20 protein-coding genes are annotated in these 22,935 nt (G+C 64.1%); 8 read left to right on the top strand and 12 right to left on the bottom strand.

The genetic code is table 11. The features are described 5' to 3' along the window. Window positions 1-5: 5 nt before the first annotated feature. The 5 genes from AB7Z56_RS30735 to AB7Z56_RS30715 all read right to left on the bottom strand — a co-directional run bounded on the left by AB7Z56_RS30735 (window position 6) and on the right by AB7Z56_RS30715 (window position 6,800). Window positions 6-2,363 (bottom strand): Orn/Lys/Arg decarboxylase N-terminal domain-containing protein, encoded by a 2,358-nt coding sequence (locus tag AB7Z56_RS30735; protein WP_283018566.1) that lies wholly within the window; start codon window positions 2,361-2,363, stop codon window positions 6-8. Window positions 2,364-2,460: 97 nt separating this feature from the next. Next, entirely contained in the window at window positions 2,461-4,665 is a 2,205-nt protein-coding gene (locus AB7Z56_RS30730) for a xanthine dehydrogenase family protein molybdopterin-binding subunit (RefSeq protein ID WP_063984505.1), read from the bottom strand. A 7-nt stretch (window positions 4,666-4,672) separates the two neighbouring features. After that, a complete protein-coding gene (locus AB7Z56_RS30725; RefSeq protein ID WP_231144477.1) occupies window positions 4,673-5,689 on the bottom strand; it encodes an FAD binding domain-containing protein in 1,017 nt (338 codons plus the stop codon). Then, window positions 5,686-6,177 (bottom strand): (2Fe-2S)-binding protein, encoded by a 492-nt coding sequence (locus AB7Z56_RS30720; RefSeq protein WP_063984503.1) that lies wholly within the window; start codon window positions 6,175-6,177, stop codon window positions 5,686-5,688. Before AB7Z56_RS30720 ends, AB7Z56_RS30725 begins: the two co-directional genes overlap by 4 nt. 143 nt (window positions 6,178-6,320) lie before the next feature. Beyond that, complete coding sequence (locus AB7Z56_RS30715; protein ID WP_028150288.1) at window positions 6,321-6,800, bottom strand: Lrp/AsnC family transcriptional regulator; 480 nt, start codon at window positions 6,798-6,800, stop codon at window positions 6,321-6,323. 141 nt (window positions 6,801-6,941) lie between these two features. On the opposite strand from AB7Z56_RS30715, the gene ald reads away from it, so the two are divergent. Beyond that, the gene (gene ald, locus AB7Z56_RS30710; protein WP_063984502.1) at window positions 6,942-8,057 is read left to right on the top strand and encodes an alanine dehydrogenase; all 1,116 of its coding nucleotides are present in this window, start codon (window positions 6,942-6,944) and stop codon (window positions 8,055-8,057) included. A gap of 3 nt (window positions 8,058-8,060) precedes the next feature. Here the strand turns inward: ald and AB7Z56_RS30705 are convergent, their stop codons facing one another. The 4 genes from AB7Z56_RS30705 to AB7Z56_RS30690 all read right to left on the bottom strand — a co-directional run bounded on the left by AB7Z56_RS30705 (window position 8,061) and on the right by AB7Z56_RS30690 (window position 12,936). After that, window positions 8,061-8,696 (bottom strand): 2-hydroxychromene-2-carboxylate isomerase, encoded by a 636-nt coding sequence (locus tag AB7Z56_RS30705; RefSeq protein WP_063984501.1) that lies wholly within the window; start codon window positions 8,694-8,696, stop codon window positions 8,061-8,063. A gap of 201 nt (window positions 8,697-8,897) precedes the next feature. Then, entirely contained in the window at window positions 8,898-10,808 is a 1,911-nt protein-coding gene (locus AB7Z56_RS30700) for a flavin-containing monooxygenase (RefSeq protein ID WP_231144478.1), read from the bottom strand. Then, a complete protein-coding gene (locus AB7Z56_RS30695) occupies window positions 10,805-11,446 on the bottom strand; it encodes a TetR/AcrR family transcriptional regulator (protein ID WP_063984499.1) in 642 nt (213 codons plus the stop codon). The genes AB7Z56_RS30700 and AB7Z56_RS30695 overlap by 4 nt, the downstream gene beginning before the upstream one ends. Further along, window positions 11,443-12,936, bottom strand: coding sequence for an AMP-binding protein (locus AB7Z56_RS30690; RefSeq protein ID WP_063984498.1), 1,494 nt, complete (start codon window positions 12,934-12,936; stop codon window positions 11,443-11,445). The genes AB7Z56_RS30695 and AB7Z56_RS30690 overlap by 4 nt, the downstream gene beginning before the upstream one ends. Window positions 12,937-13,109: 173 nt before the next feature. Here AB7Z56_RS30690 and AB7Z56_RS30685 point away from each other — a divergent pair, with 173 nt between their 5' ends. The 7 genes from AB7Z56_RS30685 (at window position 13,110) to AB7Z56_RS30655 (ending at window position 19,397) form a co-directional block, all read left to right on the top strand. Further along, window positions 13,110-14,369, top strand: coding sequence for an ABC transporter substrate-binding protein (locus tag AB7Z56_RS30685; RefSeq protein WP_063984497.1), 1,260 nt, complete (start codon window positions 13,110-13,112; stop codon window positions 14,367-14,369). 90 nt (window positions 14,370-14,459) lie between these two features. Further along, window positions 14,460-15,362, top strand: a complete 903-nt coding sequence (locus AB7Z56_RS30680; RefSeq protein WP_063984496.1) for a branched-chain amino acid ABC transporter permease — start codon at window positions 14,460-14,462, stop codon at window positions 15,360-15,362. After that, window positions 15,359-16,378 (top strand): branched-chain amino acid ABC transporter permease, encoded by a 1,020-nt coding sequence (locus AB7Z56_RS30675; RefSeq protein ID WP_063984495.1) that lies wholly within the window; start codon window positions 15,359-15,361, stop codon window positions 16,376-16,378. Before AB7Z56_RS30680 ends, AB7Z56_RS30675 begins: the two co-directional genes overlap by 4 nt. Before the next feature lie 2 nt (window positions 16,379-16,380). After that, the gene (locus AB7Z56_RS30670) at window positions 16,381-17,136 is read left to right on the top strand and encodes an ABC transporter ATP-binding protein (protein ID WP_441256712.1); all 756 of its coding nucleotides are present in this window, start codon (window positions 16,381-16,383) and stop codon (window positions 17,134-17,136) included. Continuing rightward, complete coding sequence (locus AB7Z56_RS30665; protein ID WP_063984493.1) at window positions 17,133-17,846, top strand: ABC transporter ATP-binding protein; 714 nt, start codon at window positions 17,133-17,135, stop codon at window positions 17,844-17,846. The genes AB7Z56_RS30670 and AB7Z56_RS30665 overlap by 4 nt, the downstream gene beginning before the upstream one ends. A 163-nt stretch (window positions 17,847-18,009) precedes the next feature. Further along, complete coding sequence (locus tag AB7Z56_RS30660; protein ID WP_063984492.1) at window positions 18,010-18,228, top strand: hypothetical protein; 219 nt, start codon at window positions 18,010-18,012, stop codon at window positions 18,226-18,228. Between the two features lie 110 nt (window positions 18,229-18,338). Next, a complete protein-coding gene (locus tag AB7Z56_RS30655) occupies window positions 18,339-19,397 on the top strand; it encodes a YeiH family protein (RefSeq protein ID WP_038941923.1) in 1,059 nt (352 codons plus the stop codon). A 205-nt stretch (window positions 19,398-19,602) separates the two neighbouring features. Here AB7Z56_RS30655 and AB7Z56_RS30650 read toward each other — a convergent pair whose 3' ends face one another. The 3 genes from AB7Z56_RS30650 to AB7Z56_RS30640 are packed head-to-tail and all read right to left on the bottom strand — an operon-like array spanning window position 19,603 to window position 22,801. Beyond that, window positions 19,603-20,475: an ABC transporter ATP-binding protein gene (locus AB7Z56_RS30650; protein ID WP_063984491.1), complete on the bottom strand. Its 873-nt coding sequence runs from the start codon at window positions 20,473-20,475 to the stop codon at window positions 19,603-19,605. Next, entirely contained in the window at window positions 20,472-21,383 is a 912-nt protein-coding gene (locus AB7Z56_RS30645) for an ABC transporter permease (RefSeq protein ID WP_187387763.1), read from the bottom strand. The genes AB7Z56_RS30650 and AB7Z56_RS30645 overlap by 4 nt, the downstream gene beginning before the upstream one ends. Next, a complete protein-coding gene (locus AB7Z56_RS30640) occupies window positions 21,380-22,801 on the bottom strand; it encodes an ABC transporter substrate-binding protein (RefSeq protein WP_063984490.1) in 1,422 nt (473 codons plus the stop codon). The genes AB7Z56_RS30645 and AB7Z56_RS30640 overlap by 4 nt, the downstream gene beginning before the upstream one ends. Window positions 22,802-22,935 lie beyond the last annotated feature (134 nt).

The raw sequence follows: 22,935 nt of genomic DNA, 5'->3' as shown, positions 1-22,935 counted from the left end.
GGCACCTACTCGGCAACGACGTAAGTATAGAGGCCGATGCGGCCCTGTGCATCGATCTCCTTGTAGACGCCTTGGATTTCCACATCGAACCCCGGGAACGTGTTGAAGCAGGTTTCGAACATCTTGAGATAATCCACCATGGGCTTGGCCCGCTCCGTCAGCCGTTCGCCGGGCACGATGGTGGCGATGCCGGGCGGGTAGACCACGAAGGGCGTGGTGGCGATGCGGCCCGCGATCGCCTCGATCGGCAAATAGTCGACGTCGTTCTTGAACAGATAGCGCGCGGCATCGCGGGGCGACATCGCGATCTCGGGCATGTGCTCGGGCATGAACTGCCGGGCCTGGAGGGCGCTGACATCGGCGGCGCGGAAGAAGCGGTGCATCTCGCCGCAGAGATCGCGCAGCCGCACACCGGCATAGCGCGCCTGACGCCGCTGGTAAAATTCGGGGATGACGTCGGCCAGCAACGCGTTGTCGTCATGCAGCCTTTTGAATGCGACAAGCCCGGAGATCAGCGTGCCGGCCTTGCTCGCCTCGACGCCGGGGGTGAGCAGGAAGAGCAGGGAGTTGAGGTCGTTCTTCTCAGGGACGATGCGGTTTTCGCGCAAATACTGCGCGACCACAGGCGCGGGAATGCCGTGCTCGGCATAGGCGCCGGTGGTGCGATCGAAGCCGGGCGTCAGCAGCGTCAGCTTGTTCGGGTCGGTCATGGCAAAGCCTTCCGCAAGGTCCGGGAAGCCGTGCCAGTTGGTATCCGGCGAGAGCTGCCACAGCGCGGGGTTGGTGGCGAGCTCGTCGGTGGAGAGGGTCTCCCAGGCGACGTTGTGCGCGGCGCCGGGGCGGCTGACGTCGGGAATGGTGACGCGATCGGGAACAAAGGGCTCGAAGAACCAGCGGCGATCCGGATTTTGCTCCTTCTCCTCGAACTCCCGGCGCATGGCGCGGATCTTCTTGCGCAGCTCGATGCCGAGCCGGATCGTGTCGTCCCACAGCACCTCGCCCGAGCGGCCCTTCATCATCTGCGCGCCGACGTCGAGGGAGGCGAACAGCGGGTAGAACGGCGAGGTCGAGGCGTGCTGCATGAAGCTCTCGTTGAAGCGGCGGTGTTCGACGCGCCGCTTCTGGCCGCGGATATGGCGGTCCTTGATGTGGATTTGGGAGGCCTGCGAGAAGCTTGCGAGCTGCTTGTGGGTGGATTGCGTCGCGATGATGCCGGGCGCTTCGGGAGAAAGGTTCGCCAGCCCCATGGCAAAGCGGCCGGCATAGAGCGGGTGGAACTTCATGAAGCCGGCCCAGGCCTCGTCGAACAGGATGTATTCGCAGAGATGGCCGATGCGCTTCAGGATCATCTCGGCGCTGTGGATCGAGCCGTCATAGGTGCACTGCTCGACGACGGCGACGCGGAACGGCCGCTCCTTGCGCCAGGCGTCCTTGTCCGTCACCAGCGGATGGTTCCGGATCGCCTCGCGCAGGGCCTTTTCGTCGAGCATGTCCCAGCGCATCGGGCCGATCAGGCCCCAGGCATTGCGGATGGTCGGCACGTAGATCGGGATGCCGCCATTGATCATCAGCGCGCCGTGATGGGCGGCCTTGTGATTGTTGCGGTCGAACAGCACGAGGTCGCCGTCGGTGACGAGGGCGCCGAGCGCGACCTTGTTCGAGGTCGAGGTGCCGTTGAGCACGAAATAGGTCTTTTCCGCACCAAAAATCTGGGCGGCTTCCTTCTGCGCCCTCAGCGCGGGACCCTCATGGGTGAGGAGGTCGCCGAGGTCGAGCACGGAATTGTCGAGGTCGTCGCGGAACACGGATTCGCCGAGATGCTCGACGAAGACCCGGCCGATCGGACTGCGGTTGTAGAACACGCCGCCATTGTGACCCGGACAGGTCCAGAGCTGGTTGCCTTCCTCGGCGTAGTCGACCAGCGCGCCGAAGAACGGCGTCTTCAGCGTCTCGGCATATTGCTTGAGCCGGCTGATCAAATTCTTGGCGATGAAGGTCGGCGTCTCCTCGGAGAGGAAGACATAGCCGTCGATGAAGTCGAGCACCTCGACCGGCAAATCCTCGAAGCGCTTGCGCCGGATCAGGAGGATGATCGGGAAGTCGAGGCCGCGGCGCCGCATCAGGTTGATCAGCGCCGAGGTCTTCCCCTCGAGGCCCTTCTTGCCCCAGTCCACCACCATGCAGCCGATCGCGGCGTCGGTCTGTACCGCGATCTCCGCGTCCTCCAGTCTGCGGGCCCTCACGACCTCGAAGCCGGAGCGCTGGATCTCCTCGATAATCTGGTTGAAGCGGATGCCTTCCAGATCGTCGGCGTCGAACACAGGTGCGGCGAACAGGAAGTTGAAGCGCTTGAAATAATCCATGGTGTGTCCCGAATCTACAGAGACTGGCAGGTCTCTGCACTTTCGATGACAGTTCTATGACAATCGCCCGATCCAGCGGGGATCGTGTGACGGGCGATCAATCCAGCAACTTGTCCAGCGTGATCGGGAAGCGCCGGATGCGCTTACCGGTGGCGTGATAGACTGCGTTCGCGATTGCCGCAGGCACGCCGACGATGCCGATTTCACCGATGCCCTTGACGCCCAGCTTGTTGATCCGGTCGTCGGGTTCGTCGACGAAGATGACGTCGATGTCGTGAACGTCGGCATTCACGGGAATGTGGTACTCGGCGATGTTCGCGTTCATGATCCGGCCGAAGCGGTGATCCATCACCGTCTCCTCGTGCAGTGCCATTCCGATGCCCCAGACCACGCCGCCCATGATCTGGCTGCGGCCGGTCTTGGTATTGAGGATCCGTCCGGCTGCGACCGCGCTCACGACGCGCGTGACGCGGATGACGCCTAGTTCTTCGTCAACCTTGACCTCGGCGAAGACCGCCGAATGGGTGTTGCGCGCGTGCGACTTGTCCTGCGCGAAATGATTGAGCTTCTGCTTCTCGATCCGCTCGAGCTTGCCGTGGCGCATCGCATCGGCGATCGAGACGGCACAAGCCTTGTCGCCGGCCTTGGCGATCGTGCCGTCGACAAGGATCACGTCGGGCGCATCGACGCCGCCGAGGGGCGAGGCGGGCATCGCCTTGGCGAGCCGTGCGAGCTCCTGGCGAATGTCTTCGGCCGCGCCCAGCACGGCGTGCGCGGCCGACGCCGCCATCCAGGAACCGCCTTCGACAGGGGCCTGCGGCAAGGTCGAGTCGGCAAGCTTCACGTCGATATTCTCGATCGGCAGCCCGAGGGCGTCGGCGGCCACCTGTGCCACGATGGTGTAGGTGCCGGTGCCGATATCGGAGGCGGCGCAGGATACTTCGGCATGGCCGTTCGACGTCAGCACGATGCGGACGGCGGCCGGCATCTGAAGCGCCTCCCACACCCCCGTCGCCATGCCCCAGCCGACCAGCTCCTTGCCGTCGCGCGTGGAGCGCGGCGCAGGATTGCGCCGGCCCCAGCCGAACGCTTCCGCGCCGCGGGCGTAGCATTCGCGCAGCTGCTTGCTGGTGTAGGGCAGGTCTTCGCTCTGGTCGCGGTCCGAATAGCACTTCAATCGCAGCTCGATCGGATCGAGCTTGAGCGCGACGGCCAATTCGTCCATGGCGCATTCGAGCGCGCAGACGCCGGAGGCGGCGCCGGGTGCGCGCATGTCGCAGGGTGTGGAGAGGTCGAGATCGACGAGCTTGTGGGAGAAGAGGCTGTTCGGGCTCTTGTACAGCTGTTCCGCCCAGCCGGTGTCATTGCGCGAAAAATCCTCGTAGCGCGAAGTCACGGCAGTGGCCTCGTGCGTGACGGCATCGAGCGTGCCGTCGGGCCTTGCGCCGAGCGCGACACGCTCAATGGTCATCGGCCGGTAGCCGAGCCCGTACATCTGCTGCCGTGTCAGCACGACACGGACGGATCGCTTGAGTTCGAGCGCGGCAAGCGTCGCCAGCACCACCTGGTATTGCGGCCGCAATCCGGAGCCGAAGGCACCGCCGACATAGGGCGAGACCACGCGGAGATCATCGTGCCTCTTGTTGAACACACTGCATAGATATTTGTGGACGTTCTGGACACCTTGCGTCTTGTCATAGACGGTAAGCCTGCCGCTGCCGTCGCGGACCACCGTGGTCGCATAGAGCTCCATCGGGTTATGGTGCTCGGTCGGCAGGACATAATCCGCCTGGTGCCGCACAGCGGCCCCAGCCAGCGCCGCGGCGGCGTCGCCGCGCGGCCTGTGCGGCCGATCCACTTTGCCGGCTTTGCCATGTTCGGATTCGAGATCGGTTGCAAATGCCTCCCGGTCGTATTCAACGCGCACGCGGGTCGCAGCGAATTTAGCGGTTTCCCAGTCATCCGCCACGACGAGCGCGATGGGCTGGCCGTTGAACCAGATCCTGTCGTCATAGAGCGGGCGGAAGGGCGAGCCTTTCTCCGGCGCCACCTCGTCCTTCCAGGCATCGTCATTGTCGGCGAGGGGCGGACGATGCGCATGCGTGAGCACGTCGACCACGCCCTTCACTTGCAGCGCGTCGCTGGCGTCGAGGCGAGCGATACGTCCGCGCGGAATCGTGGCCTCGACAACGAAGCCATGGAGGAGGCCGTCTGCCGGGAATTCGCCGGCATATTTGGCGGCTCCGGTGACCTTGGCGCGGCCATCGACGCGGGACGTTGGCGTTCCGACATAGGCGTTCATCGGTCCCTCACGCGATTTTCTTGTGAGCCTGTGATTGTGGCGTGGCGCTCGCGGCCTGTATCAGCGTACGCACGATGGCGCGGCGTGCGAGCTCGATCTTGAAGCGGTTATGTGCGCGGGCCGTTGCCCCGTGCAGCAGCAGATCGGCCGCGCGCGAGAAGTGGTCCGGCGTCGCTGCCTGGCCGCGCAACGCCGCTTCGACCTCAAGGCTGCGCCAGGGCTTGTGAGCCACGCCGCCGAGCGCCAGGCGGGCTTCGCTGATCGCGTTGCCATCCAGTTCGAGCGCGGCCGCGACCGAGACCAAAGCAAAAGCATAGGACAGCCGGTCGCGGATTTTCAGATAGCTGTAGTTACGGGCAAAGCCATGCTTGGGAAGTTCGACGGCCGCGATGATCTCGCCGGTGCCGAGATTTGTGTCGACATGGGGCTTGTCCTCCGGGAGCCGATGGAAATCGGTCAATGCGATTGTGCGCCGGCCGGAGGGACCTGCGATGTGCACGAGCGCACCGAGCGCGGCAAGTGCTACGCTCATGTCGGACGGGTTGGTCGCGATGCAGGACGCGCTCGTACCGAGGATTGCGTGGTTGCGGTTGAGGCCGTCGATTGCCGAGCAGCCGCTGCCGGGCTCTCGCTTGTTGCAGGGCGTCGCCGTGTCATAAAAGTAGGCGCAGCGCGTGCGCTGCATCAGGTTGCCGCCAACGGAGGCCATATTGCGCAATTGAGCGGAAGCGCCGGCGAGGATGGCGGCGGCGAGCAGGGGATAACGCTGCTCGACAAGCGGATGGTAAGCGAGGTCTGAATTCGGTACCAAGGCGCCGATGCGCAGGCCTCCGTCGGCCGTCTCCTCGATGTCGCGGAGCGGCAGGCGGGAGATGTCGATCAGCCGGGAGGGCCGCTCGACATTTTCTTTCATCAGGTCGATCAGATTGGTGCCGCCGGCAATCAGCTTGGCGCCGGGATCGGCGGCCAGCAAGCGGATCGCATCGGCGATGTCGGTGGCGCGGGAATATTGGAAGTTGTTCATGGCCGGCCCATTGCCTGCTGGATCGCAGCGACGATGTTCGGATAGGCGCCGCAACGGCAGAGATTTCCGCTCATCAGCTCTCTGATCTCGTCGGCATCCCGGGCGCGGCCTTCGGCCAGAAGGCCCGCGGCCGAGCAAATCTGTCCCGGCGTGCAATAGCCGCACTGAAAGGCGTCGTGGTCGATGAACGCCTGCTGCACAGGATGAAGCGTTCCGTCCTTGGCAAGGCCTTCGATCGTCGTGATCTCGGCGCCGTCCTTCATGACGGCGAGCGTCAGGCAGGAATTGACGCGCCGACCGTCAACCAGCACGGTGCAGGCGCCGCATTGGCCGTGATCGCAGCCTTTCTTGGTGCCGGTCAGCGCAAGATGGTCACGCAGGGCATCCAGAAGCGTGGTCCAGGGCACGAGATCGAGCGTGTGGCCGACGCCATTGACGACGATATGAACTGGAATGCGTTCGGGAATCTCGTGCGTGACATCGCTCATGTCCTGCTCCCTGCGACGGCGACCGAGCCGAGACGTCAGCCGAACTGACGCGGAGGCACCGTCGCCTCCGCTTGCCAATGGCGTCCAACTTACAACCGGCCGCTTGGTTCCCTGCCGGGAATTATGGCGCCCGCGACACAGTGTCAGCGCTTGGCTTCGCCGAAAACCACCGTCGGCACCGCGCGGTTGACGATCTCGCGCAGCGCGAAGCTCGATTGGACCCGCGCCACGCGCGGCAGGCGCGACAACTCGGTACGGTGGATGCGCTCGAAATCCTGGATGTCGCGGGCGAGCACGATCAGGATGTAGTCGTCGGTGCCGGACATCAGAAAGCAGCGCACGACGGACGGGCATTTCACCACCTCGGCCTCGAACGCCTTCAGTGCCTCGTCGCTCTGGCTCTCCAGCGCAATGCGGACCAGCACCGTCGTGGTGAGGCCGAATTGCGCGAGATCGAGCGCAGCCTGGTAGGCCTGGATGTAGCCGTCGTCCTCCAGCGCCTTCTGCCGCCGCGCCAGCGCCGTGCTTGATAGCCCGACCTTCGTGGCGAGCTCGGTGTGGCTGGCCCGCGCATTGGTGGTGAGTTCCGCGAGGATGGCGAGATCTTTCCGGTCGAGGGCCAAGGTTTCGTTTCCAGCGTGAAAGGGCGTTTGCACGCCGGAAACCGGCGCGGGGAGGTCGAAGCTAGCGGATATTTGCACGAAACCAAACTGGCCCGATCGCTACGATGACGGGGTGAATCAGGACGTTGGAAGGAGCCCAAAATGCGCGTCGGTGTGCCCAAGGAGATCAAGGTGCAGGAATATCGCGTCGGGCTCACCCCGGGCGCCGTACGCGAATATGTCGCGGCTGGGCACCAGGTGACGGTCGAGACCGGCGCCGGCAGCGGCATCGGCGCTTCCGACGAGGTGTACCAGCGGGCAGGGGCCGCGATTGCCGAGAGCGCCCGCGACATCTTCGCCAGCTCCGACATGATCGTGAAGGTGAAGGAGCCGCAGAAAAGCGAATGGGCCCAGCTCCGCGAGAGCCAGATCCTTTTTACCTACCTCCATCTTGCGCCGGATCCCGAACAGGCCAAGGGCCTGCTCGCTTCCGGTTGCACTGCGGTCGCCTATGAGACCGTCACCGACGCGGCCGGTCACCTCCCCCTGCTTGCGCCGATGAGCGAAGTCGCCGGCCGCCTCGCCGTCGAAGCCGCCGGCGCCGCGCTCAAGCGATCGGTCGGCGGCCGCGGGGTGCTGCTCGGCGGTGTGCCCGGCGTGCAGCCGGCGCGCGTCGTCGTGCTCGGCGGCGGCGTGGTGGGAACGCAGGCGGCGCGCATGGCGGCGGGCCTCGGTGCGGAAGTCACTGTGATCGACCGCTCGATTCCCCGTCTACGCGAGCTGGACGATGTGTTTCTCGGGCGGGTGCGCACCCGCTTCTCGACCATCGAAGCGGTCGAGGACGAGGTGTTCGCCGCCGACGTCGTGATCGGGGCGGTGCTGGTGCCGGGCGCCAGCGCACCAAAGCTCGTCACGCGCGCGATGCTCAAGTCGATGCGGCCGGGCGCCGTGCTGGTCGACGTCGCGATCGACCAGGGCGGCTGCTTCGAGACATCGCATCCGACCACGCACGCCGATCCGACCTATCAGGTCGACGGCATCGTGCATTATTGCGTCGCCAACATGCCGGGCGCGGTGCCGGTGACGTCGAGCCAGGGGCTGAACAACGCAACGCTGCCATTCGGCCTGATGCTCGCCAACAAGGGCTTTGCCGCGGTCCTGGAAAATCCGCATTTGCGCAACGGACTGAACGTGCATCGTGGCCGCATAACCAACAAGGCGGTTGCCGAGAGCCTCGGGCTGGAATTTGCTCCGGTCGAGAGCGGCCTCGCCGCGTAACGGCTACACTGATTTGCGGTGGCGGCTGCCGAGCGCGGCCTCGATCGTTTCCGGACGCTCGATCCGTTCGATCGGCATGTCGATGCGATCACCGCCCCAGAACAGCTCGCCGTTGAACACCATGGTCGGCACGCCGAACACGCCGAGTGCTTCGGCCTCGTCGATGATGCGGTCGTGCTCGGCGCGGGCAGGGCCGTTGACGTAGGCTTCGAACTCGGGCGCCTTGCCACCGCAAGATTTGATGACGTCCGTGATTGCGGCGAGATCGTCGATCTCCAGCTCATGGCTCCAGAATTTGCGGAACACCGTGTCGTGATAAGGGCGGAAGAAGCCGTGCCGCTGTACGAACAGCATTCCAACGCTGGAATAGAAGGCGTCGTAGATGCGACGCGGCCCCTTCATGACGAGCCCTTGCGCATTGGCATAGCGCCGCGCGTCCATATAGGCGTAACGCACCTTGCGCCAGAAATGCGGCGTGCGCTCCTCGACCGTCCCCATGAATTCGGCGACGCGCAGCGTATAGGGCAGCCATTCGAGCTCGACGCCGTGCGCCTCCTCGAGCGAAAATAGCCGCTTGTTGGCCACGAACGCGTAAGGGCTCTTGTAGTCGGTGTAGACGCGGACAATTGGCCTGGGCATTGGCGGCTTCCTCTTTCTTCCTTCTCCCCTTGTGGGAGAAGGTGGCGCGAAGCGCCGGATGAGGGGTATCTATCCACTCGCGCTACCGTTCGTGGGGATAGAACCCCTCACCCGGCTTCGCTTCGCGAAGCCACCCTCTCCCACAAGGGGCGAGGGTGCAGTGCCGTCGTGGCGCAATCAACGCCTCAATGCCTCAACCTCTTACCCCTTCGTCAGCCGATACTGCCCCAGATCCGGATCATGCGTCATGCGCCAGTAGTCCACGAACCGCCAGGGCATCGCCGAAAACACGCGGCCGCTCGAATTGCGATAATAGGTGCTCATGCCAGGATGGGTCCAGATCATCGCCTCGTGCTCGGCATCGACCTTGCGGACGTAGTCGTCGAGCACGTCGGGACGGACGTCGATGGCGGCGACGTCTTGCTCGATCATGTCGGCGAGGCAGGCGGAGATATAGCGGCTCTGGCATTCTGACTGGAAGATGACGCTGCCGCCATGGGCGGGGCCGGAGTTTGGGCCGAGCATGCAGAAGAAGTTCGGAAAGTCCGGGACGGTGAGGCCGAGGAACGCCGTCGGGTTGTCGTTGGCCCAGGCCTCGCGCAGATCCTTGCCGCCGCGGCCGCTGATGTTGAGGCGCGCCGCCATCTCCGTGACCTTGAAGCCGGTGGCGACCACGACGATGTCGGCGGGGCGGTGCTCGCCGTCTGCGGTGACGATGCCGTCGCGATCGAAATGATCGATCGTGTCGGTGACGAGCTCGACATTGTCCCGCGTGAGCGTCCTGAACCAGTTGTTGTCGAGCAGGATGCGCTTGCCATAGGGCGGATAGGTCGGCACGCATTTGGCGATCAGGTCGGGCCGATCCTTCAGCTCGGTGAGGATGAAATCGGTCAGCTCCTGGCGATGCCGGTCGTTGCCCTTGTTGACGGCGCGCTCCGGATGCGGCCAGGCCGGGTCCTTGCGCAGGAACGGCAACAGGCCGTCGCCATAGCGCCAGAACATGTTGAAGCGGTACCACTGCACATAGAACGGCAGATGCGCGAGCAGCCAGCGCGCGCCGTCGCTGATCGGATCGGAATAGCCCTTAACGGGCCGCGCCCATTGCGCGCTACGCTGATAGACTGTGACGGAGGCGACGCGGCCGGCGATTGACGGCACCAGCTGCATCGATGTCGCGCCGGTGCCGATCACGGCAACATGCTTGCCGTCGAGGTCGATATCGCCTGACCACAGCGCCGAATGCAGGATCGTTCCCTTGAAACTGTCTTCGCCCTTGAAATGCGCGCGCGAGGGATCGTTGAGCTGGCCGATAGCCGAGACCAGCGCGGTGGATTCAAAAATCTCTTCGCCGCTCTTCGTCTTCAGCGTTGAGATCCAGCGTCGCTTGCCTTCGTCCCAGCGCGACGCTGTCAGCTCGGTATTGACCCGCAGATGCTCGCGGATGCCGTATTCCTCGGCGACCTTCAGCAGATAGGCAAGCAGCTCCTCGCGCTGGCAGAAATAGCGCGTCCATGCATTGCCCGAGCCGAACGAGTAGGAATAGGAATGGTTCGGCGTATCGACGCCGCAGCCGGGATAGCGGTTGATCCACCAGGTGCCGCCGAGCTCGTCGTTCTTCTCGACGATGGTGTAGGGGATGCCGAGATGGCCGAGTGCCACGCCGAGCGCGATGGCGCAGACGCCGGCGCCGACGATCAGGACGTGCTGGCCGGCAAGCTTCTCGTCGGAAGGGCGCTGCGTCCACTGCGGCTCGCGCGCCACAAACCCCATCTCCTCGCGCATCAGGGGCGCATACTCCGGCGCGACGTTCTCGCCGAGGCAGGCGCGCATCATCTTCAAGAGCAGCGCTTCGCCGGGGTCGGTGATGACAAGTTTTGGCGTGCCGTCGGCAAACAGCCTGACCACCGCGGCGCGGATCTCGTCCTGGACCTCCCGGGGCACGCCGGCTTCCGGATCGGGAATGAGGCGGATGTCGCGCTTGGGCAAATACGGCGGCTCGAGCCAGCGCTCATCGCCGGTCATGTGCACCAGCACCATCAGCAGGCAGCGGATATCGCCTTCGGCGATCGCGGAGACGAGATCGAGCGGCTTTTGTGGAGATGCGATGTTCATGGCGTGTCCTGATCTCCGGATGCACTGAAGAGGCCGCGCGTCATCAGCTTGCGATAGGCGGAGATGACGTGGTCGGGCACGGCGGTGACGCCGCCTGCCGAATAGGAGTAACGGCGGCTGAGATAGCCGCGCGCGCCCATCAGCATGTGGACGATCGCCTCGAATTCCTCGTCGCTGTAATTCTCGATCGCACCTGCCGCTCGTGCGCGGCGCAAGATGCGGACATAGGCGACCGAGATGTTGTCGAGATGTTTCTGGTAGCCGATGGGCGCGAAGAATTCGGCCTCGTTGAGGATGCGCAGGAACTCCGGCACCTCGCGGATAAAGTCGAAGAAGGCGGAGAAGCGGGCGATCTCCTGCCGCGCGGCATCGGCGGTGCCGGTGCGGGCGCGAATGAATTCCACCATGTCGAGGCCGATCTTCGGCAGGAGCTGGTCGAGCAGCTCCTGCCGGTTCTCGAAATGATTGTAGAAGGTGCCTTGCGCGACGCCGGCTTCTTCCGTGATGCGGGCGACGGAGGCTTCGGCATAGCCATGCTTGCCGACGACCTTGGTCGCGGCGTCAAAGATCTTCTGCTTGGTCCAGGCGTTGCGCTCGACGCGGTTGAGCTTTGTGACCTTGGCATTCGCTTGCGTCATTCAGAGGTCTCCAGCTCGGCGCGCAGCACGCGCTTGAGGATCTTTCCGCTCGGATTACGCGGCAGGCTGTTGCGGATGACGAGCTGCTTCGGCACCTTGAAGCTCGCCAGGCGCGCGCGGCAGTGCTCGGCGAGGGCAGGGAGTTCAAGGCTCGCGCCTTCGGCCAGCACGACGATCGCGACCGGCCGCTCGCCCCAGCGCGCATCGCGCAGCCCGATCACCGCGACTTCGCGCACCTCGGGCAAATCGTAGATCACGCGCTCGACCTCGGAGGAAGCGATGTTCTCGCCGCCCGAGATGATCATGTCCTTCTTGCGGTCGGTCAGGTACAGGAAGCCTTCTTCGTCGAGATAGCCGACATCGCCGCTGCGGAACCAGTCGCCGAAGAAGGCCGCCGCCGTCTTCTCCGGATCCTTCCAATAGCCGCGCGTGATTTTCGGTCCGCGCAGGCAGATCTCGCCATTGACGTTCGGCGGCAGCGTCTTGCCGTCCTCGTCACGGATCTCGATCTCGACGTGGGCGATGGCGCGCCCGGTTGAACCGATCTTCTCGATCTCGCGGCCGGCTTCCATGAAGGTGTCGCCGCCGACGGTCTCGGTGAGGCCATAGGCATCGATGTAGCGCGCATTGCGGAAGAACTCGGAGAAGGCGCGGATGCGGAGCTCCGGCGTCTTCTCGCCGCCGCCGATCACCCATCTCAGGCTGGAGACGTCGTGGCGATCGCGGGTGGGGCAGGTGAGCATCGCGGTGGTCATCACGGGCGCGAACCATGCCGCGTTGAGCTTGTCCTCCGCGATTGCCGCAAGCGCGGTCTCCGGCTCGAAATTGCGTTCGACGCGGATGAAGCCGCCATGCCAGAGCACGGCGATGCCGGGCAGGTCGAGCGCGCCGACGTGATAGAGCGGGCCGACAACGAGCAGTCGCGTCTCGGCACCGATGCCGAGCGCGATCGTCTGGTCGGCGGACTTCCAGTAAAAATTATCGTAAGTGAGCATCACGCCTTTGGGGCGGTCGGTCGTACCCGAGGTGTACATCAACCGCATCAGGTCGGACGGTGCGCGGACGTGCATCGGCGCGGGCACGGCCTCGCCCGCGAGGTGCGTGATGCTTTGCTGCGCAACTTCGTTCAGCACGACAACCTTCGCGCCCGCTGCATTCGCGGCGAGTTCCTCATCGACGATCAACAACCGCGCGCCGGCATTGCCCGCGATGTAGCCGACCTCGTCGCGCGACAGTCGAAAATTGATCGGCAAGAACACCGCGCCGAGATGACTGGTGGCGAAGACGAGCTCCAGGAACGCCGCGCTGTTCTTCATCAGCACGGCCACGACGTCGCCCGCGCCGATGCCCTGCGCGGCGAGCCAGCCGGCCGCTTGCCGGATGCGCGCATCGAAATCGGCGTAGGAGATCTCCTCGCCGCGATATTTCAGCGCGGGCCGGTCCGGCGTGCGCCGGGCATGAAAGGTGATGAAGCTCGAAAGATTGATCATTTTGCGGGTTTTGGGCCGATTACCGGCCTCGTTTCCTCCTTTGATGAATTATGACTCGTAATTCATCTTTGGCTTGACGTCACCCCCCTGCCTCTGAAATTGTTGGGAACACGGAGACGAGACGATCTCCGGCAAGGGACCAGGAAACGCCGACCCGAAAGAGGGAGGGGAAAATGACGAGAACCCGCATGCCGGGCATCAGCCGCCGTTCAACGCTGGCGCTGATGGGCGCCGGTGCGATGAGTGTTGCCGCACCGTGGGTGGCGCGCGCGCAAGCCAAGACCATCAAGATCGGCATGCCGACGATTCTGTCGGGCCGCGTCGCGCAGCTCGGCACGTCGTCGCGCAATGCGGTGATGCTCGAGGTCGACAAGGTCAACGCCGCCGGCGGACTTGCCGGCCGCCAGATCGAGATGGTGATCCGTGACTCCAAGGGCCAGCCGCAGGAAGCCGCGCGCGTCGCGCGCGAGCTCGTCAACACCGATGGTTGCGAGTGGTTGATCGACGGCGAGGCGTCGTCCGGATCGTTTGCGGTTCACGAAGTCGCGCGCGATCTCGGTGTGCTCTGCGTCCACACCTGTTCGGAGGCGTCCTCGCTCACGGCCGATCCGAAGCAGCACATCCCGAACGCGTTCCGTTGCGTCCGCCAGGGCATCCACGATTCCATCGTCGGCGGCAGCTATGCCGCCTCGATCGCGAAAGCCAAGGGCCTGAAGAAATGGGCGACCTGCTCGCCGGATTATGCCTATGGCCGCGACACGACCGGCGAGTTCACGCTGTACCTGAAGCGTTTTGCGCCCGACGTCGAAATCATCAGCGAGTCCTGGCCTAAGCTGTTCCAGCCCGACTACACCGAAGTGGTAACCAAGATCCTCCAGGCCAAGCCGCATGCGCTGTATTCCTGCCTCTGGGGCGGCGATCTCACCTCCTATATCGACCAGGCCAACATCTACGCGATGTTCGGCCAGATGGAGGTCTTCGCGGTCAACATGGCCGACTACACCGCGCTTACCGTGGTGAAGAACCTGCCGAAAGGCATCCACTCCGGCAACCGCTACATCAAGACCTTCCCGACCACGCCGGAGAATGCGGCCTGGGGCGATGCCTACAAGGCGAAGTACAACGAATATCCGACCAACTGGTCGTGGCAGAACGCGACGGCCGTGATGTTCCTCGCTGAGGCCGCGAAGAAAGCCAACTCCACCGACGGCAAGAAGATCGCGGAGGTGCTGAAGGGCCTCACCATCAAGTGCCCGTTCGGCGCCGACGGCACCGTGACGATGCGCGGCGACGACCACACGCTGGTCGGCTACGCCATCGGCTGGGGCACCACGATCCCGCAGGAGCCCTACGTGCCCGAGGTCAAGGCCGGCGACTGGAAGACCATCTTCGAGCTCGAGGCCGAGTGGAAGAAGAGCAAGGGCTACACCTGATGTGACGCGCGGCGGGGACGGGCGACCGTCTCCGCCGTTTTGATTTGGCTCTCCGCGCCAAGTTCGGCGCGTCGCAATGAAAGTGCTCCCGTGGATCTCGACGCGCTCGCCGGCTGCCTCTCCAGTTCCGCCTGCCTGGTGACGCAAACCACCAGCGGCCTCATCATCGGCATGCTCCTGTTCCTGGTTGCAGTCGGGCTGACGCTGATCTTCGGCGTGCTCAAGGTCGTCAATTTCAGCCACGGCGCCTTCTACATGTTCGGCGCCTATTTCGCGATGACGGCCTATCAGCTCACCGGGAGCTTCGCGCTGGCGATGTTCGCGGGCGCGGCCGGGACCGCGATTCTTGGTCTGATCTTCGAGCGCGTCTTCATGAGCCGCGTCTATGGCGCCGACGTGCTGATGCAGCTGCTCGTCTGCTACGCCTTCGTGCTCATCTTCGACGATGTCGTGCGCATCATCTGGGGGCCGGAATTCAAGTCGATGGGCATGCCCGCGGCGTTCCAGGTGATGCCGCTGTTCATCGCCGGCGGCGTGGTGCCGCCTTACTACCTGCTGCTGATCGGCGTCGCGCTCGTTGTGGCGATCGTGCTCGGCATCGGATTGTCGCGCAGCCGGATCGGCAAGGTGATCCGGGCGGCGGCACATAATCCCGGCATGGTCTCGGCGCTCGGCATCAACACCGGTCTGATCTATGGGGGCGTGTTCGCGCTCGGCGGCATGCTGGCGGGCCTTGCCGGCGCGCTCGCGGCGCCCGTTCGTTCGCTCACCCCCGGCATGGGATTTTCGGTGCTGATCGAATCCTTCATCGTCACCGTGATCGGCGGCATGGGCTCGATCCTAGGCGCTCTGATCGGCGCGCTGTTGCTCGGGCTTATCAGGTCCTTCGGCTCGCTCGGCTTTCCCCTATTCACGGAAGGCCTGATGTACCTGTTCATGGTGATCGTGCTGGTCTCCAAGCCCACCGGCCTGTTCGGCAAGGAGGCGGCATGACCGAGCTCGAGGCCGGACGTGCCGAAACGCTGGCGCCGGTGCGCAGCGGTGCGGCACTGCAACGCTATCGCGACGTCCTGATCGCGCTCGTCGCCTTTGCCGTGCTGGCGAGCCTGCCGCTGTTCACGGGCAGCAAGGCGCTGCTCGATTTCGTCATCCGCTGCTCCGCCTATGGCCTGTTCGCGACCTCGCTGAACCTGCTGGTCGGCTACACCGGCCTGACTTCGTTCGGCCACGGCATGTTCTTCGGCCTTGGCGCCTACAGTTTTGGCCTGATCATGCAGAAGCTGGGCGTGCCGATTCCCGTGGCCTTCGTCGCGACGCTGGCGATCACGGCGGTAATCGCCGCCGTCATCGGCGCGATCTGCGTGCGGCTGAAGGATATCTATTTCGCCTTCGTCACGCTCGCGTTTCAGATGCTGATCCACTCGACCATCCTGTCCTGGGCCTCCTTCACCGGCGGCGACCAGGGCCTGCGTGGCGGCATTCCGCGCCCCACATTCCTCGGCATCAATCTTGCGAATCACATTCATCTCTATGTCGCGAGCTGCGCGCTTCTCATCCTCGGCCTGCTCGCGATGCGCCAGATCGCGCAATCGCCGTTCGGTTACACGTTGCGCATGATCCGCGACAATGCCGCGCGCGCAAGCTTCCTCGGCATCGACGTCTGGCGGGCCAAGCTGACTGTCTTCGTGCTGGCGGCATTGTTTGCGTCGATGGGGGGCATGGTGATGGCGCTGTTCGTCTCCGGTGCCTATCCGGAATTCGCCTATTGGACGATCTCGGGCGAGGGCATCTTCATCAACATGCTCGGCGGCGTCTCGACCTTCCTGGGGCCGATGGTCGGCACCGTGCTGCTGCTTCTGCTCAACGACACCGTCACGCGCTTCACCGAGTACCACGGCATCGTGCTCGGCGTGGTCATCCTGTTCTTCGCGCTGGGCCTGCGCAAAGGCCTGCTGGATTTCGTCGCCGACTGGTTCGCGCACCGGCGTGATGCGGGCGAGGGGCGCTAGCGATGCTCGAGATCCGCAACCTCGCAAAATCCTTCGGCGGCGTGAAGGCGACCAACGACGTCACGCTGGACTTCCCCGACGGTTCGCTCACGGCGGTGATCGGACCGAACGGCGCAGGCAAGAGCACGTTCTTCAACCTGATCACCGGCGCCTTGAGGCCGGATTCCGGCCAGGTGCTGCTCGACGGCGTCGATCTCGCCGGCCGCTCGCCGCCGGAGATCGTGCGTCACGGCATCGGCCGCGCCTTCCAGGTCGCGAGCATCTTCAAATCGCTGACGGTGCAGGAGACCATGCTTGCCGCAGTCAGCGCCGACCAGCGCTCGTCCGCGGTGCTGCACAAGCGCTTTCCTTTGCCCGAGACGCGCGACCGCGCCGAGCATGTGATGGAGCTGCTGGGCTTGGCGAGCAAGCGCAACCGTACCGCCGCGACGCTGTCGCATGGCGACCAGAAGCTGCTCGACATTGCGCTCGCTCTGGTGCTCGAGCCAAAGGTTCTGCTGCTGGACGAGCCAACTGCCGGCATGGGCCCGGAAGAGCGCTGGCGCATGCTCGACAAGGTGCGCGAGCTCTGGGAGACGCAGAAAATCACCGTCGTCTTCATCGAGCACGACATGGACATCGTGTTCAAGATCGCCCCAAAGATCGTCGTGCTCTGCTACGGCCGCATCCTGGCAACCGGAACGCCTGACGAAATCCGAAGCAACAGCGCCGTGATCGAGGCCTATCTCGGCACCGAACATGCGGGGGCCACCGCATGAGCGCGACCATTATCGAAGTCGCCGATCTCGACGTCTACTACGGCACGAGCCAGATCCTGTTCGGCGTCGGCCTCTCGGTGCGGCAGGGCGAGACCATGGCGCTGCTCGGGCGCAACGGCGCGGGTAAATCGACGACCATGAAAGCGATCATGGGGCTGGCGCCGCCGCGGCGGGGCAGGATCAGCCTGCGCGGCGCGGTGATCTCGGGCCAGAAGCCGCACCATATCGCGCGCGCCGGTCTCGGCTTCGTGCCGGAGGATCGCCAGATCTTTCCGGAGCACACGGTCGAGGACAATCTCGTCATCGGTCGCAAGAAGGGGCCGGAAGGCCAGGACGAGTGGCCGATCAAGCGCATCTACGACGTCTTCCCGCTGCTGGAGCCGCTGCGCCATCGCATTGCTGGACGTCTCTCGGGCGGGGAGCAGCAGATGCTCGCCATCGCGCGCACGCTGATGGGCAACCCGGCGCTGTTGCTGCTCGATGAGCCGAGCGAGGGCCTCGCGCCGATCATCGTGCAGCGGATCGGCGAGCTGTTGCGGCAGCTCCGCCAGCTCGGATCGACCGTCCTGATCGCCGAGCAGAACATGCATTTCTGCCTGGGGCTGGCGAGCCACGCCACTGTCATCGACAAGGGCCAGATCGTCTATGCTGCCGGGATCGACGAGCTGAAGGCCAACGACGCGATCCGTCGCCGTTATCTGGCGCTGTAACCGGGTTCCGGACCGCCAAACCGGCCCAAAGAAGAAAACTGTTGTCTCGGGTTCGTCAGACGGAAGGAGTTTCCCCGTCGACGGCCAAAAACGCCAATCGCTTCCATTGCCGTTTGGGGCCGAAACGACGACATTCCATTCAGAATTTGATGGATTGACGGTCATGGAACGCACCGGATTTGAGCCCTTCGGCGAGCAGCTGGTGTCCGCAACGGACACGCAGCCGCGATCGCGCGCGTCAAAGCTCCTGCTGCGGGCCGGCACCACGGTGTTCTGGTCGCTGGTCGCGGGCATCGTGCTCGCGCGTGCGGCCTTCTTCGAGCCGGGCGTCTATGACAGCTTCAGCCGCGTCGCCTCGCTCGCCAAAAGCCTGATCTTCTGAGCCGATTATTCCGGGCTGAGCATAGAACTTCGCTCGGCCCTGATATGCCGAAAACTTATTCCCCAATCGGACGGCACTGCGTATAAATATTTCTCCTCTGGGAGAGATTTGTGTCGCAGAATCAAGCATCCAACCCGGCCGACGCCAAGCCAACCACTGTCGTGAGCCGTATCGCGGCGCTGATTCCGGGAATCCTCCTGTGCATCGCCGTGGCCGGTATCTCGGCTTTGCTCGAACGGGCCGAGCTGGGTGTCTTCGAGCACCCCTATGTCGAAGCGCTGGTGATGGCGATCCTGCTCGGGATGGCGCTGCGCAGCTTCTGGAAACCGGCGCCGCGCTGGCAGGCCGGTATCGCCTTCAGCGCCAAACAGCTGCTCGAAGTTGCGGTCATGCTGCTGGGGGCCTCGATCAGCTTCGCCGCCATCGCGGCTTCCGGCGTGGCGCTGCTGGCATCGATCGCCGCGGTCGTTGTGATCGCGCTCTGCGTCTCCTTCGGCCTCAGTCGCATGCTGGGGCTGTCGACGCGGCTCTCGATCCTGATCGCCTGCGGCAATTCCATCTGCGGCAATTCCGCGATCGCCGCCGTGGCGCCGATCATCGGCGCCAACAACGACGAGATCGCGTCCTCGATTTCCTTTACGGCGATCCTTGGCGTGATGATGGTGCTGGGTCTGCCGCTGCTGATTCCGCTGCTGCAATTGTCGGCCACGCAATATGGCATCCTCGCAGGCCTGACCGTCTATGCGGTGCCGCAGGTGCTTGCGGCAACGGTCCCGGCCGGGCTCGTCTCGACGCAGATCGGCACGCTCGTGAAGCTGATGCGCGTGTTGATGCTCGGGCCCGTCGTCGTCGGTCTCTCCCTGGTCGCCTCGCGCTGGCAGACCGGCGCCAAGAAATCCAATGTCGGCTTCTTCCGCCTGGTCCCCTGGTTCATCCTCGGCTTCCTTGCGCTGGCGACCCTGCGCTCGCTGGAGATCGTGCCGGGCACAGTGGTCGGGCCGGTGACGAAGATCACGAGCTTCCTGACCGTGGTCTCGATGGCGGCGCTCGGCCTCGGCGTCGACGTGAAGGTGCTGGCGAATGTCGGGGGCCGGGTGACGGCCGCCGTGACACTGTCGCTGATGCTGCTGCTCGGCATCAGCATCGCGCTGGTGCACTGGTTCAAGTAAGGGGGGCGCAGCGGCTGCGAACTCCTCTTCCTTCTCCCCTTGTGGGAGAAGGTGGCGCGAAGCGCCGGATGAGGGGTTCTATCCGCGAGTCCGAACTGAGAGGGGAGTTTGCCGAAGCAGACCCCTCATCCGCCTTGCCTTCGGCAAGACACCTTCTCCCACAAGGGGAGAAGGGAAGTAAGAGCGCAATCGTCGAGATGGGGCGCTAGATCACATCCGCCAGCGAATGCCCATGCAGCTCGATGTTCAGCCCCTGCATGCCCATGTCGCTGATCTCGCCGCCCATCGCCTTCAGGCTCTCCTCACGGATCAGCGACATCAGCCCGCGGCGGAGCGCCAAAAACTCCGACGACATCATCATCGACTGCTGCCGCGGCCGCTCCAGGGGGATCGGGATTTCCGCCTTGATCGAGCCGGGGCGGGCGGTCATGCAATAGACGCGGTCGGAGAGGAAGATGGCCTCATCGATGTCGTGGGTGACGAACAGCACCGAGATCTTCAGCCGTTGCCACATGTTGGTGAGGATCTGCTGCATGATCACGCGCGTCTGCGCGTCTAGTGCGCCGAACGGCTCGTCGAGCAGCAGCACCTTCGGGCCCGTGGCGAGCGCGCGGACGATGCCGACGCGCTGCTTCATGCCGCCGGAGAGTTTTTCCGGATAATGTTTTTCGAACGCCTCGAGCCCCGCGAGCCCGAGCAGCGTGCGCGCCGCGCGCTCGCGCTGGGAGCGCGGCATGCCGCGCATCTTCAGGCCGAACTCGACGTTTTCCCGCACCGTCTTCCACGGAAACAGCGAATATTGCTGAAACACCATGCCGCGCTCGGCGCTGGGGCCGTTGACCCGCTCGCCGTCGACCGTGACTACACCGGTGGTCGGCTTGAGAAAGCCGGCGACCGCATTGAGCAGCGTCGACTTTCCACAGCCGGAGGGCCCGACGATCGAGACGAACTCGCCGGGCCTCACATGAATCTGCGTGTCGGTGACGGCCTGCACAGGTCCCTCGATGCTCTCATAGCTGAGGGAGAAATTCCTGACCTCGATATGGCCCTGCGGTGCTTTGGTCAGGATTTCGTTCATTTTAGCCTCCACGGCATCACCAACTGCCCGGCGCCCCTGATAAGCAGGCTCGATCCAAGGCCAAGCACGCCGATCGCGATCATGCCGAGCGCGATGTCGGCATATTGGACAAGGGAATAGGCCTCCCAGGTGAAGTAGCCGATGCCGTATTGACCCGAGATCATCTCGGCGGCGATCAGCGACACCCAGGCCACGCCCATACCGACGGTGAGGCCGGTGAAGATGTGCGGCATCGAAGCCGGAAAATACACCTCGCGGAAGATCGACCGTTCTCGCGCGCCGAGACATTGCGCGGCGCGCACCAGCACGGGATCGACCAGCGACATGCCATGCAGCGTGTTGACCAGGATCGGGAAGAACGCACCGAGGAAGGTGATGAAGACGATGCTCTGCTCGTTGGTCGGCCAAAGCATGATCGCCATCGGCACCCAGGCGATTGCCGGGATCGGCCGCAGCACCTCGGCCACCGGGAAGATGATTTCGTGCACCAGCTTGAAGCGGCCCATGATCAGGCCGAGCGGCACGCCGACCACCGCCGCGAGCGAGAAGCCGAACAAGATGCGCCGGCAGCTCAAGAGGATGTGCAGCAGGAATTTGGGATCGTGGATCGCCTTGGTGAAGCTGGCATAGACCGCGAGCGGCGAGGGCACGTTGGTGAAGCGCACGAAGAACACAACACGATAGGTCGTGAGCAGGTGCCACACCAGCAGGAAGGCGAGCAGCGATATGATGCCGATCGCCGTCGCGCGTAGTCCCGCTCGATTGAGCCGGTACCAGCGCAGCGCAAGCGTGCCGAAGGAAGGCGGTGTCGCGGGCGGGAAGGGGGCGGGCACGGGGCCCGCCTCGGCGATTGCGGTTGCTGCCGGCATGCTGTCCTCGGGATGTCTGGCGAGGGCGGGACTGCTCACGTCTTGCCTCCGCCGACCGCAGCCTTCACCGCGTCGTCGAAGCCGAGCACCTTGCCATTGATCTTGGCGGCATAGGCTTCGGCGTCCTTCTTCAGCAGGAACGGCGCGACCTCGCCGTTGCCGACCGCGAAGAAGGCCTGGTCGGCGAACAGCTTGATGCCGCGCGTGGTGTCGAAGACGTAGGCGACGTTGATCTTCTTGCCCTTGGCCTTGTAGTCGGCATAGGCCCCTAACGTGCACGCTGCGGACGCAAACGGCAGGATGCCGGCTTCGTCGACCCAGACCTCGCCGGCCTTGCGCGGGTCGGTGATCGGCTTCTTGCAGAAGGAATCTTCGCCCGCGATCTCGTAATTCCTGGTGCTCGCAAGCTGGGTGTCATAGTCGAGCTTCATCTCGGCATAGGCCTTGCGGATATAGGAATCGTCGACCCACTTCTTCGGATCGAACTCCTTCATGCGGCCGAGATTCTGCAAAACCTTGACGTCGGTCGCGGCAGCGTCGATCAGCGCCGGCTTCACCGTGGGATCGGTGGTCATGTTGCCGCTGGGACCGAGGAAGATATAGACGACTTCCTTGTTGATGCCGGTCCACTCCTGGATCTTTTCGGCCGCGAGCTTCGGATCGTCGCGCAGCCACTGGTTGGCGGCGATCAGCGCCTTGAAGTAGGCAACGACGACCTCGGGGTATTTCTCGGCGAAATCGGTGCGGACCACGATGCCGTGGAAGGTCGGCAGGTTGGTCTCAACGCCGTCAAAGATTTTTCGCGCAAAGCCGCGGAACGGCAACAGCTCGGCGAAGGGGACGAAGTCGGCATGCGCGTCGATCTTCTTCTCCTGGAGATTGGTCGAGCCGACCTCCGGGCTCTGGCTGACGAGCTGGAAGAAATCGGAGGCGTAACCGCGGTCCTGCATCGCCTTCAGCACCATGCCGTGCGCGGCCGAGCCGAACGGCACGCTGACGAGCTTGCCCTTGAGATCGGCGAGATCGTAATAGGGCGAGTCCTTGTGGACGACGAGCCCGTTGCCGGAGCCGGACAGGCTGTAGGCGGCCACGCCGATCAGGCGGCTCTTGCTCTCCGGATTGCTCTCGAAGGTGAAGCCGTTCACGATCAGCGGATAGTCGCCCATCATGCCGATCTGGAGCTTGTTCGCCATCATCGCGTTGGTGACGGGCGGGCCTGAGGTGAAATTCTGCCACTCCAGCTCGAACTTGATGTTGGCGTATTTGCCGTCCTTCGGCAGATATTTCTCGAGGAGATGCAACTGCCGGATGACGACGCCGGCGGTCACCGTGTTGGTCGTGGTGTCCTGCGTTCCAATGCCGAGAGTGACGGTTTCCGCCAAGGCCGGCTGCGCAAGGAGTAGCGCCAGCGAGGTCACCGACATCGCGATCGAGAGCGTGGGAAGATGGCGGACCATTCTCATCCTCATTCGGTTGGATGTGCTGTGGTTGCCATGATTGGGTGAGGCCGCGGGCAGGGCAAATCCGGAGTGACCGTCGCAGTCGATTAGTTGCCGGGAAAAGCTGATTGCATACTCCTTGAGCAGTCCTG

The organism is Bradyrhizobium sp. 482_C4_N1_8 (genome assembly GCF_052075965.1).
In the GTDB taxonomy this organism is placed as follows: Bacteria; Pseudomonadota; Alphaproteobacteria; order Rhizobiales; family Xanthobacteraceae; genus Bradyrhizobium; species Bradyrhizobium barranii.
Note: the sequence above shows the minus strand (reverse complement) of the source record. Positions and strands in the feature narration are given on the sequence as shown.